Below are 15349 nucleotides of genomic sequence, written 5' to 3'. Positions count from 1 at the left end.
GGGGTGGTTGCAGGGTGGGAGCATGGCCCGGTGCCCGACCTGACGACGATGCGCCGCGACTACGACGAGGGCAGCTTCTCCGAGAGCACGCTCGCCGACACCTGGCTGGCGCAGTTCCGGCGCTGGTTCGACGACGCGGTGGCCGCCGACCTGCCCGAGCCCAACGCGATGGTGCTGGCCACCGCCGACCCCGACGGCGCCCCCGACGCCCGCGTCGTGCTGCTCAAGGGGCTGTCGGAGGAGGGGTTCGTGTTCGTCACGAACGGCGCCTCGGCCAAGGGCGCGCAGCTGGCGCTGGACGACCGGGTGGCGCTGGTCTTCCCGTGGCACGCGCTGCAGCGCCAGGTCCGGGTCGTGGGGACGGCGGCCCGGCTGCCCGACGCCGACTCCGACGCGCTGTGGGACCCCCGCCCGCGGGGCGCGCAGCTGGCCGCCGCGGCCACGGTGCAGTCCTCGGTCGTCGACGGCCGCGAGGACCTGGTGCGGGCCTTCCGCGACCTGGACGAGCAGACCCCGGAGGGCAAGCTGCCCCGCCCGGCCTCGTGGGGCGCCTACCGGGTGGAGCCGCAGCGGGTGGAGTTCTGGCAGGGCGGCCACGACCGGTTGCACGACCGGCTGCGGTTCGAGCGCGACGACGCGGAGGGCGGCGGCTGGGTCGTCCGCCGCCTCGCCCCGTGAGCTCACCCGTCGACGGACCCGCACCCGGGGAAGCACCGCCGCGCCGCCGCCGTGGCTGGGCACTGGACACCCGGCCGCTGGCGATCCCGGCCTACCGCCGGCTGTTCGCCGGGGTGACGGTGACGATGCTCGGCCAGCAGATGACGCTGGTCGCCGTCCCGTTCCAGGTGTACGCGATCACCGGCTCCTCGTTCCTGGTCGGCGTCACCTCGGTGGTGGCGCTGGTCCCGCTGGTGGTGTTCGGCCTGCTCGGCGGTGCCATCGCCGACGCCATGGACCGCCGGCGGCTGATGCTGATCACCTCGGTCGGGGCCGCGGTCACCAGCGCGCTGCTCGCCGTCCAGGCCGGGCTGGGGATGGACAACCTGGCCGTGCTGTGGGTGCTGACCGCGTTCGTGTCGGCGTTCTCCGCGGTCAACCAGCCCACCCGCAGCGCCGCCATCCCGGCCGTGGTGGGCACCGAGCTGGTCCCGGCGGCCAACGCACTGGCGATGACGGTCCGGCAGATAGGCGTCATCGCCGGGCCGCTGCTGGCCGGTGTGCTCATCGGCCAGGGCGAGCTCTTCCTGACCTACGTGGTCGACGCCGTCGGGTTCGCCGCCGCCGTCTGGCTGGTGCGCGGCCTGCCGCCGCTGCCTGTGGCCGGGGCGGCGGGCCGGGTCCGGATCGGGTCCGCGGTGCGCGGCGTGCTGGACGGCTTCGTCTTCCTGCGCACCCAGCCGGTGCTGCTCATGACCTTCGTCGTGGACATCATCGCGATGCTGTTCGCCTGGCCGCAGGCGGTGTTCCCCCAGCTGGCCGCCACGGAGTTCAGCGGCGACGCCAACAGCCTGGGCTGGCTCTACGCCGGCATCTCGATCGGCTCGCTGGTCATGGGCCTGACGTCGGGCTGGGTGAGCCGGGTCGACCGGCAGGGCGCCGTGGTGCTCGGCGCGATCGCGGTGTGGGGCGTGGCGATCATCGGGTTCGGCCTGGCCGGGTCGCTGTGGTTCGCCGTGCTCTGCCTGGCCGTGGCCGGCGCCGGCGACATGGTCAGCGCGGTGCTGCGCAGCTCGATGCTGCAGCTGGCCGCCCCCGACGACATGCGCGGGCGGATGCAGGGCGTGTTCATCGTCGTGGTGGCCGGCGGTCCGCGGTTGGGCGACCTGCGCGCGGGTGCGCTGGCCAGTGCGTTCGGCGTCTCGGTGGCGATGTGGACCGGTGGCGTGGTGATCGTCGTCGCCATGGCGGTGGTCGCCGTCGCCGTCCCGTCCTTCTGGCTGTTCCGGGCCTCACGGGCGGCGCGGACGATCTAGGGCCGGTTCGGGCGTGCGGTGCCCCCGGACCGGGCAGTGGGGGGCATGGCCCTCTCCCGGATCCTCGTCCTCGTGCTCGCCGGTGGTGCCGGTGGCCGGCTGGAGCTGCTCACCGAGCACCGGGCCAAACCGGCCGTGCCCTTCGGCGGGGTCTACCGGCTGGTGGACTTCCCGCTGTCCAACTGCCAGCACTCCGGCATCGCCGACGTGTGGGTCGCCGTGCAGTTCCACCCGACGTCGCTCTCGGAGCACCTGGCCAACGGCCGGCCCTGGGACCTGGACCGCACCACCGGTGGGCTGATGACCCTGCCGCCGTTCCGCGGCACCGACCGCGGGGGCTGGGCGACCGGCACCGCCGACGTGCTGTGGCGCCAGGCCGACCTGGTGCGCGGGTTCGACCCCGACGCCCTGGTCGTGGTCAGCGCCGACGCGGTCTACCAGCTGGACTACCGGGCCGTCGCCGAGGAGCACCTGGGGTCCGGCGCCGAGGTCACCATGGTCACCACCGAGGTCGCCGCGGACGACGCCTCCCGCTACGGGATCGTGCAGACCGACGGGGAGCGGGTGACCGACTACGCCTACAAGCCCGACGAGCCGGCGACGACGACGGCCACCAACGAGGTCTTCGTGTTCACGCCCCGGCCCACGCTGGACCGGCTGGAGGCGCTGGCCGCCGACGCCGGGGAGGAGGGCCTGGCCGACCTCGGCGACGGCCTGCTGCCGGCGCAGACCGCCGACGGGCTGGCCCGGGCGCACCGGTTCGAGGGCTACTGGCGCGACGTCGGCACCGTGCCGGCCTACTGGCAGGCGCACATGGACGTGCTGGCTCCCGACCCGCCGATCGACCTGGACGACCCGGCGTGGCCGGTGCACACCCGCGGCGGCCGGCACTCCGCGGCCCGGCTGCTGCCCGGCGCCTCCGTCGAGGGCTCGCTGGTCTCCGGCGGCACCCGGGTGGGCGGCACCGTGCACCGGTCGGTGCTCTCGCCCGGCGTGGTCGTGGAGGCGGGCGCGACGGTGACCGACTCGGTGCTGCTGCCCGGGGTGCGGGTGCGGGCCGGTGCGCGGGTGCACCGGGCGGTGCTCGACGACGGGGTGGACGTCGGCCGGGACGCCACGGTCGGCGGGGACGGCGACGTCGCCCTGGTGGGCCGGCGCGCGGCGCTGGAGGCCGGTGCCGTGGTGGCCGCCGGGGCCCGGCACCCCGAGCCGGAGTGAGACGGATACGGTCCTGAACGACGCTCACGACCGCCTGGAGGGCGCGTGCTCGAGTTCGACGGACTGGTCAAGACCTACGGTGACAACCGGGTGCTGCAGGGGGTCGGCTTCACCGTGGCGCCCGGGCAGATGTTCGGGTTCTGCGGCTCCAACGGCGCCGGCAAGACCACGACCATGCGCATCGCGATGGGCCTGGCCCGGGCCGACGCCGGCGAGGTCCGCTGGCGCGGCACGGCGCTCGACGACGCCAGCCGGCAGCGGATCGGCTACATGCCCGAGGAGCGCGGCCTCTACCCGAAGATGAAGGTCGCCGACCAGCTCACCTACTTCGCCCGGCTGCACGGCGCCGGCTCCGCCGACGCCGACCGCGCTGTGCAGGAGTGGACCGAGCGGCTGGGCCTGGCGGACAAGCGCGGCGAGCGGGTGGAGAAGCTGTCGCTGGGCAACCAGCAGCGGGTCCAGCTGGCGGCCGCACTGGTCAGCGGGCCCGAGGTGCTCATCCTCGACGAGCCGTTCTCCGGCCTCGACCCGGTCGGCGTCGACTCCCTCGCCGACGCCCTGCTGGAGCGGTGCCGGGCCGGCGTCCCCGTGGTGTTCTCCAGCCACCAGCTCGATCTGGTCGAGCGGCTGTGCGACGCGGTCGGCATCCTCGCCCGCGGCCGGATCGTGGCCAGCGGCACCGTGCCGGAGCTGCGCCGGCGGGAGGGCGGCCGGCAGCTGCGGGTCGTCGTCCCCGACGCCGGCCCCGGCTGGGCGGACGGCGTCCCCGGCGTCCGGGTGGTCAGCGAGCAGCGCGGGGACACCGTGCTCGAGCTCGACCCGGCCACCGACGACCAGGCCGTCCTCGCCGCGGCCCTGCGCACCGGCCGGGTGACCCACTTCGCCCGGCGCGAACCCAGCCTGGTGGAGCTCTTCCGCGAGGCGGTGGCGGCGTGAGCGCGGCGGGTCAGGTCCGGCTGGTCGCCCGTCGGGAGATCACCACCCGGGTGCGGGACAAGGGCTTCATCATCAGCTCGCTGGTCATCGTGCTGCTCGTCGTCGGCGTCATGATCTTCCAGCTCGTGGCCGGCGGGCGGACCTCGACGACCACCATCGGCGTCGTCGGCGGCAACCCCTCGGTGGAGACCGCGCTGCAGCAGGCCGGCGAGGCCTCGGGCACCGCGGTCACCGTCACCGAGCTGCCCGACGAGGCCGCCGCCCGGCAGGCGGTCAGCGACGGCGACGTGGACGGCGCCGTCCTCGACCCGGTCGGGGACTCCCCGCAGCTGCTGGTGGAGTCCTCGGGCAGCGTGGACGACATCGTGCGCTCCGCGGTCGGCGCGCTGTCGGTGGGCGCGCAGCTGGCCGCGCAGGGCGTGGACCTGCAGCCTGCGCCGAACGTGTCGGTCACCGAGCTCGACCCCTCCGACGAGGACGACGGCCCCGCGGTCGTGGTGGCGCTGGTGGGCGTCGTGGTGCTCTACGGCCTGCTCATCCTGTTCGGCCAGTTCGTCGCGCAGGGCGTGGTGGAGGAGAAGTCCTCCCGGGTCGTGGAGCTGCTGCTGTCGACGATGAAGCCCTGGCAGCTGCTGGCCGGCAAGATCCTCGGCCTCGGCGTGCTGGGCCTGGCGCAGATGGTGCTCATCGCCGTGGTCGGCGTGACCGGTGCGCTGGCCCTCGGCGTGGTCAGCGTCCCCGGCCAGCTCATCGGCACCGTGCTCGTGGTCATCGGCTGGTTCCTGGTCGGCTACGCCTTCTACGCCTCGGTGTTCGCCGCCGCGGCGTCGCTGGTCAGCCGGCAGGAGGACCTCGGCAGCGTGCTCACCCCGACCACCCTGCTGCTGGTGGTCGGCTTCTTCATCTCCATCCAGGCCGGCCAGGACCCGGGTTCGGGCCTGGCCACCGTCACGTCGTTCGTCCCCGGGCTGACCCCGCTGGTGATGCCGGTGCGGATGGCCGCCGGCGACGTCCCGCTCTGGCAGGTGCTGCTGGCCGTGGCGATCATGGCCGTCGCCATCGCGCTGGTCGTCCGGGTCGGCGGCCGGGTCTACGCCGGCGCCCTGCTGCGCACCGGGGGCAAGACCAAGCTCCGCGAGGCCCTCACGGCCGAGCGCGCCTGACATCCGCCTCCTCCCCGCCGAGGCAAGGGATCCCTTCCATCACGGGTGGGGCCCATCCGTGGTGCAGGGGCTCCCTTGCCTCGGCGGGGGAGAGGGTGCAGCAGCCGGGCGGCGCCTGCGCAAGGGGCACGGCGGATCGGTGGACGGCGCCCAGCTGTCCACAGGCGTCGCCCCCGACCGTTCGCCAGCGGGTGCAGGGTGCGCCCCGTGTCCGGGAAGAAGGAACTGCTCGCTGCCCTCGCGGCCCACGGCGGCATCGCGACCAGGCAGGAGCTGCTGCAGGCGGTCCCGGCCCGCACCGTCGACGCGGGAACCAGACTCCGCTGGGTGACCCGGCTGCACCCGCACACCTACGTCGCGACGGCGACCACGGTGACCGACGAGCTGCGGGCACGGGCGGCTCTGCGGTACGCGATGCGGGATGCCGCGCTCAGCCACCTCACGGCCCTCGCCCTCCACCGCGGCGAACCGCTGGGCGGCACCGTCCACCTCACCGTCGACCACGGTCGCCGGCTGGCCGGCGGTCCGCGGTTGGTGGTCCACCGCCGCACCGGGTTCGTCGCGGCCCCACCCATGTGCCGCACCGTGCGCGGGCTGCTGCTGACCGAGCCGGCGAGGACCGCAGTGGACTCCTGGCCCCTCCTCCCGTTGCGTGATCGTCGCCCCGCGGTGATCGATCTGGTCCGGCGCGGCACGGTGTCCGGTCAGGAGTTGGATGCCGCGCTCCGGCAGCGGGCGAACGTGGCCGGTCACGTCGAGCTGCGCCGGACCATCGCCCTCGTCCTGGACGGCGTCCGCAGCGAGCTCGAGGCGCTGGGGGTGCTCGGGGTCTTCGCCCACCCGGAGCTGCCACCCAGCCAGGGCCAGCGTCGTGTCGACCTCCCGGGACGGCGCTGCTACCTCGACCGGTGCTGGCCCGAGGCGGGACTGGTCGTCGAGCTGGACGGGGCTGCCCACCACACCTCGCCGGAGGACCGCCGCAGGGATCTGGAACGGGACCGCCTGCTGTCCGCCGCGGGGTGGCTCGTGCTCCGGTTCACCTACGCCGACGTGGTCCGTGACCCGGCTGCTGTCCGGGCCCAGGTGTTGGCGGTGTACCGCGCCCGCGTCGGCCGGTGCGCCGTCTGAACCATCCCGCCGAGGCAAGGGATCCCTTCCATCACGGGTGGGGCCCATCCGTGGTGCAGGGGCTCCCTTGCCCCGGCCGGCTGGGAGGCGGCGCTTGACCTGGGGGCGGTTGGGGATCCCCCCGGCGGGGGTAGCGCGCGCGGCATGAGCATGCAGCTGGGCTACACGATGATGACCGAGCAGGCCGGCCCGAAGGAGCTGGTCTCGCACGTGGTCGGGGCCGAGGAGGTCGGCTTCGACTTCGCGGTCAGCAGCGACCACTACTTCCCGTGGCTGGACTCGATGGGCCACGCGCCCAACGCCTGGGTCACCCTCGGCGCGGCCGCGCAGGCCACCAGCCGCATCGACCTGATGACCTACGTGACCTGCCCGATCATGCGGTACCGCCCCGCCGTGGTCGCCCAGCAGGCCGCCACCCTGCAGATCCTCGCCGACGGCCGGTTCACCCTCGGCCTGGGCGCGGGGGAGAACCTCAACGAGCACGTCATCGGGGAGGGCTGGCCGCCGGTCGCGGTGCGGCACGAGATGTTCGCCGAGGCGGTGCAGCTGATCAAGGAGCTGCTCGCCGGCGACGGCTACACCACCTTCCACGGCGACTACTTCGACGCCGACGGCGCCAAGATCTGGGACCTGCCCGAGGGCGGGGTGCCCATCGGCATCGCCGTCTCGGGCAAGCAGTCCTGCGAGCTCGCCGGCGAGTACGCCGACGTCATGATCGGCACCGAGCCCAAGCCCGAGCTCGGCGAGATGTTCGACGCCGCGGGCGGGGCCGGCAAGAACCGCGTGGGCCAGATGCCGATCAGCTTCGACCGCGACAAGTCCGCCGCCGTCACCCGCGCGCACGACCTGTTCCGCTGGTTCGGCCTGGGCTGGAAGGTCAACGCCGACCTGCCCGGGACGGCGGGGTTCGAGGCGGCCAGCCAGTTCGTCCGCGAGGAGGACGTCGAGGGCTCCCTGCCGTGCGGGGACGACGTCGGCGCGGTGATCGAGGCGGCGCAGGAGTACGCCGACGCCGGCTACACCCACCTCGCGCTCGTGCAGATCGGCGGCGACCAGCAGCAGCCCTACCTGGAGTGGACGCAGCAGGAGCTCATGCCGGCCTGGCGGGAGGCCTTCGCGTGATCGACCCGCGCACGAAGCACCCCGCCTCCTCGGCCATCCCCGGGTTGCAGGTCGAGCACCCCGGCGGCGCCGGCGAGCTCACCCCGCGTCCCGACCACGGCGAGGAGTCCTACCGCGGCTCCGGCCGGCTGGAGGGGCGCCGGGCGCTGATCACCGGCGCCGACTCGGGCATCGGCCGGGCCGTGGCGATCGCCTACGCCCGGGAGGGCGCCGACGTCGCGATCTCCTACCTCTCCGAGGACGCCGACGCCGAGGAGACCGCGCGGCTGGTGCGGGAGGCCGGCCGCACCGCGCTGCTGCTCCCCGGTGACATCGCCGAGGAGTCCGTCGCCAAGGGCCTGGTGGCGCAGACCGTCGACGGGCTGGGCGGACTGGACCTGCTGGTGCACAACGCCGCGTTCCAGAACGTGGTCGACGACGTCCTCGGCTTCTCCACCGAGCTGGTCGACCGCACGTTCCGCACCAACGTCTACGCGTTCCTGTGGCTGCTGCAGGCCGCGAAGCCCGAGCTGGCCCCCGGGTCGTCGATCATCGTGACCAGCTCGGTGCAGGCGTTCACGCCCTCGCCGAACCTGGCTGCCTACGCCGCCACCAAGGCGGCGCTGGTCAACCTGACGAAGTCGATGGCCGACGAGTTCGCCCAGGTCGGGGTGCGGGTCAACTGCGTCGCCCCGGGGCCGGTCTGGACGCCGCTGATCCCGGCGACCATGCCCGCCGACCAGGTCGAGGGCTTCGGGGAGCAGGCGCTGCTCGGCCGGGCCGCCCAGCCGGCGGAGCTGGCCGGGGCCTACGTGTACCTGGCGAGCGAGGACGCCAGCTTCACCGCCGGCGAGGTCATCGGGGTCACCGGCGGGTCGCCGATCAACTGACCCGGTAGGCCAGGGCGGTGTGGTCGAGGGAGCGCGGCAGCGCCGTCCCCTCGACCACCCGCCGGCCGGCCACCTGCTCGACCCGGTGGCCGGCGGTGAGCACCGACAGCGCCACCCCGGTCGTGTAGAGCACCAGGTCGCGGCCGGGGCAGCGGGCCGGGCCCGCGCTGAAGGGCACCATCGACCACAGCGAGGCGCTGGTGCCGCCGGGGGCCGCGTCGTCGGCCCACAGCTGCGGGGCGAACCGGTCGGCGTCGTCCAGCAGCTCGTCGTCCCGGTGCGCCAGGGACGACGCGATGACGAACGTGGTGCCGGCCGGGACCGTGCTGCCCGCCCAGTCGGTGTCCTGCGTCGACTCGCGCAGCACCGCCAGCGTGGTCGGCCAGAGCCGGACGGACTCCAGCACGGTCGCCCGCAGCAGGGGCAGGTCCGGCGCCACGGCGTCCGCCCGGTCGACCTCCTCGGCGACCGCGGCGGCGTGGGCGGGGTGGCCGGCCAGCAGGGCCAGCGACCGGTGGGTGGCGATGCCGGCGGCGTCCCAGGCGAACAGCCAGTGCGCGACCTGGTCGGCCACGTGCACGTCGGGGTCGGCGGGCAGCGCGGCGACGGTGGCGGCCAGGCTGCCGGGCTCGGCGGCCTGCACGTAGGCCTCGATGCGGCGCAGCAGCTCGGCCCGGGCGGGGCCGTCGGTGCGCCGCAGGAACGCCCAGTTGGCCCGCGACCGCAGCCTGCCCAGCAGGTCGGTGAGCGCCTCGTCGTCCCGCGCGGCGTCGCCGAGGGTGAGCCGGCGGACGGCCCGCCACCACGCCGGGGCGAAGGTGTCCCAGTCCCACCGGCCGGCGGTGCGCAGGCCGGACAGCTCCTGCGCCGCGATCTGCGCGACCGAGGCGGCCTGCGCGTGCAGGGGGACGTCGACCTGCAGCGCCGTCTCGTTCCAGGCGCGGCGGGCCGGGCGCTCCTCGGGCGGGCTGATCAGCACCCCGCGCGGCTGGAAGTGCTGCAGGGCGGCCCGCTTCTCCCGGGTGGCGGGGGAGAAGGGGGTCGGCCCCTCGGCGAGCAGCCGCCCGGCGTCGCGGGCGGAGAGCACCAGCGCGAGGGAGCGACCGGGGACGCGCAGCAGCAGCGGTCCGTCGCCGTGCCGGCGGCGGCTCGCCTGCAGGGCCCGCACCGCCCGGTCGTCGAGCTGCAGCCGGTCGGCCAGCCGGACCAGCGGCGGCCGCCGCAGGATGATGCCGCGGGCCAGCATGGGGGCCAACGCGGTGCCGGCCAGGCGCAGCGTCTCGCCCACCCCCGCCCGGGAGGCGGGCGCGGGGACGGCGGGGGCGGGGTGCTGGACGGCTCGGTCGTGGAGGGCGGTCACCCGCAGCCGCTACCCGCCTCCGCCGTATCCGGAACCACTCCGTACGTCACGCGGGGCGCAGGCCGGTGACCGGGCCGCGGTAGACCGCAGCAGGGCGGCCGGTGACGCCCGGGCGCACGGTGAACAGCCGGCCGGCGTGCGGGTCGGGGTCGGTCAGACCCTGCGTCGAGGTGCTGATCACCAGCAGGTCGAGGTCCGCGCCCGCGAACGCGCAGCTCGACGTGTTCGGCGTGGGCACCTCGACCACGGCCAGCAGCTCGCCGGTGGACCCGTAGCGGCGCACCTGGCCGGCGCCCCACACCGCGACCCAGAGGCAGCCCTCGGCGTCCACGGTCAGCCCGTCCGGGGCGCCGTTCTCACCGGTCAGGTCGACCACGACGCGGCTGTCCCCGAAGACCCCGGTGGCCACGTCGTAGTCGTAGGCCCGCACCGTGGAGGCGCCGGAGTCGGCGAGGTAGACCGTCGAGCCGTCGCCGGTCCACTCGATGCCGTTGCTGATGGTCAGGTCGCGCAGCACCACGTGCACCGACCCGTCGAGGTCCACCCGGTGCAGCGAGCCCGCGCCCGGGGTCGAGTCGAACGCCATGGTGCCGCCGAAGCACCGGCCGACCGGGTCCGCGGCGCCGTCGTTCATCCGGGTGCCCGCCGCCGGGCCCTCCCCGGGGACGTCGACCAGCGCGGTGGCGGTGCCCTCGGGCGAGAGGTGGGTGAAGCCGCCGTCGGCGCCGAGCAGCCACCCGCCGTCCGCGGCGGGGACGGCGAAGCCGACGGTGCCGCCGCCGCGGTGCGCGGCGACCTGGCGGACGTCGTCCCCGGTGACCTCGCCGCGGAGCACGAGACCGCGGTCGATGTCGACCCAGAGCAGCTCCTGGCGGGCGGCGTCCCAGACCGGTCCCTCGCCGTGGACGGCCGGTTCGACGGTGCTGGCGGGCGTGGCGGTGAGCGTCAGCATGGCGGTCTCCTCCCCGCGACACCGGACCGTCACACGTGGCCTGGAGAATGCGCCCGTGTCCGAAGCAACCGTCGACGTCGCCGACCTCCGCCCCGACGCCCCCGAGGACCGTGCCGACGAGGCACCTCTCCGCGAGGACATCCGGCTCCTGGGCCGGGTCCTCGGCGAGGTGGTGCGCGAGCAGGCCGGCGAGGAGGTGTTCGACCTCGTGGAGGCCGCCCGGGTCGAGGCCTTCCGCATCCGCCGCTCCGAGGTCGACCGCAGCGGCCTCGCCCAGACGCTGGCCGGCCTGGACGTGCGCAGCGCCAACCACGTCATCCGCGCGTTCAGTCACTTCTCGCTGCTGGCCAACCTGGCCGAGGACGTGCACCACGAGCGCCGGCGCCGGCACCACCGCCGCGAGGGGTCCCCGCCGCAGAAGGGCACGCTGGCCGCCAGCTTCGAGCTGCTCGACTCAGCCGGCCTCGACCCGGCCGACGTGGCCCGCGAGCTCGACGGCGCCCTCGTCGTCCCGGTGGTCACCGCGCACCCCACCGAGGTCCGCCGGCGCACGGTGTCGCGGGTGCAGCGCGAGGTGGCCCAGCTGATCCGCACCCGGGAGACCGCCCCCGACGAGGCGCAGTGGTCGGCGCACCTGTGGCGCGAGGTGCTCACGCTCTGGCAGACCGCGCTGCTGCGGCTGTCGCGGCTGCGGCTCGAGGACGAGATCGACGAGGCGCTGCGCTACTACGACCTGTCGCTGTTCGCCGTCGTCCCGCAGATCAACGCCGACCTGCGCGCCGCGCTGCACCAGCGCTGGCCCGACGCCGACCTGCTGCCCACCCCGATGCTGCGCACGGGGTCCTGGATCGGCGGTGACCGCGACGGCAACCCGTTCGTCACCGCGGCCGCCGTCCGGCTGGCCACCACCCGCGCCGCGGAGACCGCGCTGGGCCACCACCTCGGCGAACTGGTCGCGCTGGCCGACGAGCTGTCGATGTCCGAGCGGCTGGTGGCGCCGACCGCCGAGCTCGAGGCGCTGGCCGAGGCCTCCCGCGACGACTCCCCGTTCCGCGCCGACGAGCCCTACCGCCGGGCGCTGCGCGGCATCTACCGGCGGCTGGCCGCCACCGCGCTGTCGGTGGTCGGGCACGTGCCCGGGCCCCTGCCCGACGTCGAGCTCGAGCCCTACGCCGAGCCGGCCGAGCTGATCGCCGACCTCGACGTGGTCGCGGCCTCGCTGCGCACCCACGGCGCCGGGGCGCTGGCCGACGACCGGCTGCGCCGCCTGCGCGACGCCGTCGAGGTGTTCGGCTTCCACCTGTCCGGGCTGGACATGCGGCAGAACTCCTCGGTGCACGAGGAGGTGCTCGCCGAGCTCCTCGCCTGGGCGGGGGTCTGCGAGGACTACGCCGCGCTCGACGAGACCGCCCGGCGCGAGCTGCTGACCGCGGAGCTGCGGCTGCGCCGTCCCCTCGTGGGCGCCGACGCGCAGCTGTCCGAGCTGGCCCGCGGCGAGCTCGACCTGCTGGCCGCCGCGGCCGAGCAGGTGCGCCGGCTGGGCCCGCGCGCGATCCCCAACTACGTGATCAGCATGTGCGAGTCGGTGTCGGACGTGCTGGAGGTCGCCGTCCTGCTCAAGGAGGTCGGCCTGGTCACCCTCGGCGAGGACGGCCTGCCCGCCTCGCCGATCATGATCGCGCCGCTGTTCGAGACGATCGGCGACCTGCAGGGCGGCGGGGAGACCCTCGCCGCGATGCTCGCCGAGCCGGTGTACCGGTCGATGGTCGACGGCCGCGGCGGCACGCAGGAGGTCATGCTCGGCTACTCCGACAGCAACAAGGACGGCGGCTACCTGGCCGCCAACTGGGCGCTGTACCGGGCCGAGCTCGCGCTGGTCGACGTCGCCCGCGAGGCCGGCGTCGAGCTGCGGCTGTTCCACGGCCGCGGCGGCACCGTCGGCCGCGGCGGCGGTCCCTCCTACGAGGCGATCCGGGCGCAGCCGCCGGGGTCGGTCGCCGGGCAGCTGCGCATCACCGAGCAGGGCGAGGTCATCGCCGCCAAGTACGCCGAGCCGGACCTGGCGCGGCGGAACCTGGAGGCGCTGGTCGCGGCCGTGCTGGAGAGCTCGCTGCTGTCCCTGGAGGGCCTGGGCGACGAGGCCGACGAGGTCTACGCGCTCTTCGACGACCTGGCCGGCCGGGCCGAGGCCGCCTACCGCGCGCTGGTGCACGACACCCCGGGGTTCGTCGAGTGGTTCCGGGCGGCCACCCCGATCCGCGAGCTGGCTGAGCTGAACATCGGCTCGCGGCCGCCCTCGCGCAAGCCCGGCGACAGGATCACCGACCTGCGGGCCATCCCGTGGGTGTTCAGCTGGTCGCAGACCCGGATCATGCTGCCGGGCTGGTTCGGCACCGGGACGGCGCTGCAGTCCTGGATCGACGACGACCCGGCGAAGCTGGCCCGCCTGCAGGACCTGCACGCGCGCTGGCCGTTCTTCCGCACGGTGCTGTCGAACATGGGCATGGTGCTGGCCAAGACCGACCTGGAGCTGGCCGCCCGGTACGCCGAGCTGGTGCCCGACGAGGACCTGCGCCACCGGGTCTTCGACGTCATCACCGCCGAGCACGAGCGCACCGTCGCCGTCCTGCTGGCGATCACGGGCGCGGACCACCTGCTGGCCGACAACCCGTCGCTGGCCCGCTCGATCCGCAACCGGTTCCCCTACCTGGAGCCGCTGCACCACCTGCAGGTCGAGATGCTGCGCCGCCGCCGCGAGGGGGACGACGACGAGCTGGTCCGCCGCTGCATCCAGCTGACCATCAACGGCGTGGCGACGGCCCTGCGCAACTCCGGCTGAGGCGCCCCCGGGCTCAGCGTTGATCAGGGAGGTTGATCCAACTCCGTCCTCCTGCGCCAGATCTGGTGCAGGAGGACGGACCCCGGTGCAGGGAGTGGTCAGCTGCGGGCGCCGGGCCGGGTGCGGCGGACGGCGACGGCCCAGGTGACCAGGTAGGCCAGGTACCCCCCGGCGACGGCCGCGGTTCCTGCCACGACCACCCCGTCGCCCAGGGCCAGGGCGGTGGCGAGCACCCGCGTGCCGGCCACGGCCGGTTCGAGCGACGCGTCGAAGACGACGGGCACGTACTGCGGCAGCGAGGTGGTCAGCAGCAGACAGGTGAGGGCGTGCAGCACGGCTGCCGCGATCAGCGCCACCGCCGTCACCGGCATCGCGGGGGGTTCGTCCTCCTGCACGGGAGTCCGTCTCCCTGCACCAGAGCTGGTGAGGGAGGACGGAGTCGGATCAACCTCCCTGATCAACGCTGCACGCGGGCGGCGGTGCGGAGGGCCTCCCGCTCGTGGATCGTCGTCCGCGCGCGGCCCCGCTCCGCGCCCAGGGCGTGCTCGGCCTCGTCGATGGACCGCCAGTTCTCCAGCAGCACCGGCCGGCAGCCGCGTGCCCGCAGCGTCTCCACCAGGTCGGGCCCCTCGACCCGCGGCAGCGTCGGCGCGTCGGCCAGCAGCGCGGCCACCGTCTCGCGGGCGTCGTGCTTGTTGGTGCCGACGACGCCGCTGGGCCCGCGCTTGATCCACCCGGCCACGTACTCGCCGGGGCTCGGCGCGCCGTCCCGCAGCACCCGGCCGCCCTCGTTGGGCACCACCCCGCCCGACACCGGCAGGCCGGGCAGGTCCTGCCCGGCGTACCCGACGGCGGCGACGACCAGGTCGGCGGCGAGCTCCTCGGTCTCCCGGGTGCTCGTCAGCCGGTCGGCCGGGTCGACCGCCACCCGCTCCACGACCACGCCGGTGACCCGGTCCCGGCCGGTCAGCCGCACCGGCCGGGCGAAGAAGCGCAGCCGCACGGTGGCCTTGCCCGGCTCCGGGACGTGCTCGGCGAACTCCCGCAGCGTCGCCAGGTTCCGGGCGACCGCCCGGACCTCGGACTCCTCGTCCAGCCCCTCGGGGTCGGTCAGCGCGACCGCGGCGGACAGGTGGCCCAGCTCCCGCAGCTCCTGCGTGGTGAAGGACGCCTGCGCGGGACCCCGCCGGCCCAGCAGCGTGATCCGCTCGACCGGCGCGGTGGCCAGCGCGTCCAGGACGTGCTGGGGCATGTCGGTGGTCTCCAGCTCCGCCGGGCCGCGGGCCAGCACCCGCGCCACGTCCAGGGCCACGTTGCCGACCCCGACCACCACGACGTCGCGGGCCCGGGCCACCGCCTGCTCCACCCGGGCCCGGTCGGCGTCCGGGTGGCCGGTGTACCAGGCGACGACGTCGGTGGCGGCCAGGCTCCCGGGCAGGTCCTCGCCCTCGATCCCGAGCCGGCGAGCCCCCGAGGCGCCGTGGGTGAAGACCACCGCGTCGGCGTGCGCCCGCAGATCGGCCACCGACAGGTCGCGGCCCACCTCGACGTCGCCGACGAACCGCACCGACGGGTGGTCCAGCGTGTGCCGCAGCGTGTCCGCCAGCGCGCGCATCTTGAGGTGGTCGGGCGCGATGCCGTGCCGGACGAGGCCGAAGGGGGTGGGCAGCCGGTCCAGCAGATCGACGGCCACCGGGACCTCGTCCTGGCCGGCCAGCGCCTCCGCCGCGTAGATGCCGGCCGGACCGGCCCCGACGACGGCCACCCGCAACGGTCGGTCCATGCGCGC

The 15349-nt window shown here is 75.1% G+C and carries 13 protein-coding genes; 9 read left to right on the top strand and 4 right to left on the bottom strand.

Annotated elements, in window-relative coordinates; genetic code table 11:
• Window positions 1-30: 30 nt before the first annotated feature.
• The 8 genes from pdxH to BM158_RS09190 all read left to right on the top strand — a co-directional run bounded on the left by pdxH (window position 31) and on the right by BM158_RS09190 (window position 8409).
• On the top strand, window positions 31-678 hold the full coding sequence (gene pdxH / locus BM158_RS09225) for a pyridoxamine 5'-phosphate oxidase (protein ID WP_091556997.1): 648 nt from the start codon (window positions 31-33) through the stop codon (window positions 676-678).
• Entirely contained in the window at window positions 675-1973 is a 1299-nt protein-coding gene (locus tag BM158_RS09220; protein WP_091556994.1) for an MFS transporter, read from the top strand. Before pdxH ends, BM158_RS09220 begins: the two co-directional genes overlap by 4 nt.
• 45 nt (window positions 1974-2018) lie before the next feature.
• Window positions 2019-3191 carry a glucose-1-phosphate adenylyltransferase family protein gene (locus tag BM158_RS09215; protein ID WP_091558622.1) on the top strand — a complete coding sequence of 391 codons (1173 nt, stop codon included), beginning with the start codon at window positions 2019-2021 and terminating at the stop codon, window positions 3189-3191.
• A gap of 45 nt (window positions 3192-3236) precedes the next feature.
• Window positions 3237-4127 (top strand): ABC transporter ATP-binding protein, encoded by an 891-nt coding sequence (locus tag BM158_RS09210; RefSeq protein WP_091556992.1) that lies wholly within the window; start codon window positions 3237-3239, stop codon window positions 4125-4127.
• Complete coding sequence (locus BM158_RS09205) at window positions 4124-5290, top strand: ABC transporter permease (RefSeq protein ID WP_091556989.1); 1167 nt, start codon at window positions 4124-4126, stop codon at window positions 5288-5290. Before BM158_RS09210 ends, BM158_RS09205 begins: the two co-directional genes overlap by 4 nt.
• A 207-nt stretch (window positions 5291-5497) precedes the next feature.
• A complete protein-coding gene (locus tag BM158_RS09200) occupies window positions 5498-6418 on the top strand; it encodes a DUF559 domain-containing protein (RefSeq protein WP_091556986.1) in 921 nt (306 codons plus the stop codon).
• 144 nt (window positions 6419-6562) lie between these two features.
• Window positions 6563-7540 carry a TIGR03557 family F420-dependent LLM class oxidoreductase gene (locus BM158_RS09195; RefSeq protein WP_091556983.1) on the top strand — a complete coding sequence of 326 codons (978 nt, stop codon included), beginning with the start codon at window positions 6563-6565 and terminating at the stop codon, window positions 7538-7540.
• Window positions 7537-8409: an SDR family oxidoreductase gene (locus tag BM158_RS09190; protein WP_091556979.1), complete on the top strand. Its 873-nt coding sequence runs from the start codon at window positions 7537-7539 to the stop codon at window positions 8407-8409. The genes BM158_RS09195 and BM158_RS09190 overlap by 4 nt, the downstream gene beginning before the upstream one ends.
• Here BM158_RS09190 and BM158_RS09185 read toward each other — a convergent pair.
• Together BM158_RS09185 and BM158_RS09180 are read right to left on the bottom strand one after the other, a co-directional pair.
• Window positions 8402-9769: a cytochrome P450 gene (locus tag BM158_RS09185; protein WP_091556976.1), complete on the bottom strand. Its 1368-nt coding sequence runs from the start codon at window positions 9767-9769 to the stop codon at window positions 8402-8404. The two genes, BM158_RS09190 and BM158_RS09185, sit on opposite strands and share 8 nt — an antisense overlap.
• A 46-nt stretch (window positions 9770-9815) precedes the next feature.
• On the bottom strand, window positions 9816-10721 hold the full coding sequence (locus BM158_RS09180) for an SMP-30/gluconolactonase/LRE family protein (RefSeq protein ID WP_091556972.1): 906 nt from the start codon (window positions 10719-10721) through the stop codon (window positions 9816-9818).
• Between the two features lie 55 nt (window positions 10722-10776).
• Here BM158_RS09180 and ppc point away from each other — a divergent pair, with 55 nt between their 5' ends.
• The gene (gene ppc / locus BM158_RS09175) at window positions 10777-13560 is read left to right on the top strand and encodes a phosphoenolpyruvate carboxylase (protein ID WP_207506344.1); all 2784 of its coding nucleotides are present in this window, start codon (window positions 10777-10779) and stop codon (window positions 13558-13560) included.
• A 98-nt stretch (window positions 13561-13658) separates the two neighbouring features.
• Here ppc and BM158_RS09170 read toward each other — a convergent pair whose 3' ends face one another.
• The gene (locus tag BM158_RS09170) at window positions 13659-13955 is read right to left on the bottom strand and encodes a hypothetical protein (protein ID WP_131802005.1); all 297 of its coding nucleotides are present in this window, start codon (window positions 13953-13955) and stop codon (window positions 13659-13661) included.
• Window positions 13956-14017: 62 nt separating this feature from the next.
• The gene (locus BM158_RS09165; protein WP_091556964.1) at window positions 14018-15343 is read right to left on the bottom strand and encodes an FAD-dependent oxidoreductase; all 1326 of its coding nucleotides are present in this window, start codon (window positions 15341-15343) and stop codon (window positions 14018-14020) included.
• Between the last annotated feature and the right edge of the window lie 6 nt (window positions 15344-15349).

The organism is Klenkia taihuensis, assembly GCF_900112525.1.
Classification (GTDB): domain Bacteria; phylum Actinomycetota; class Actinomycetes; order Mycobacteriales; family Geodermatophilaceae; genus Klenkia; species Klenkia taihuensis.
This window is presented reverse-complemented; position numbering and strand designations above follow the sequence as displayed.

Excerpts from the sequence above, each read along its gene's own strand:
- BM158_RS09215 (WP_091558622.1), top strand. The coding sequence starts at position 2,019 with ATGGCCCTCTCCCGGATCCTCGTCCTCGTGCTCGCCGGTGGTGCCGGT.
- BM158_RS09195 (WP_091556983.1), top strand. The coding sequence starts at position 6,563 with ATGAGCATGCAGCTGGGCTACACGATGATGACCGAGCAGGCCGGCCCG.
- BM158_RS09180 (WP_091556972.1), bottom strand. The coding sequence starts at position 10,721 with ATGCTGACGCTCACCGCCACGCCCGCCAGCACCGTCGAACCGGCCGTC.
- BM158_RS09165 (WP_091556964.1), bottom strand. The coding sequence starts at position 15,343 with ATGGACCGACCGTTGCGGGTGGCCGTCGTCGGGGCCGGTCCGGCCGGC.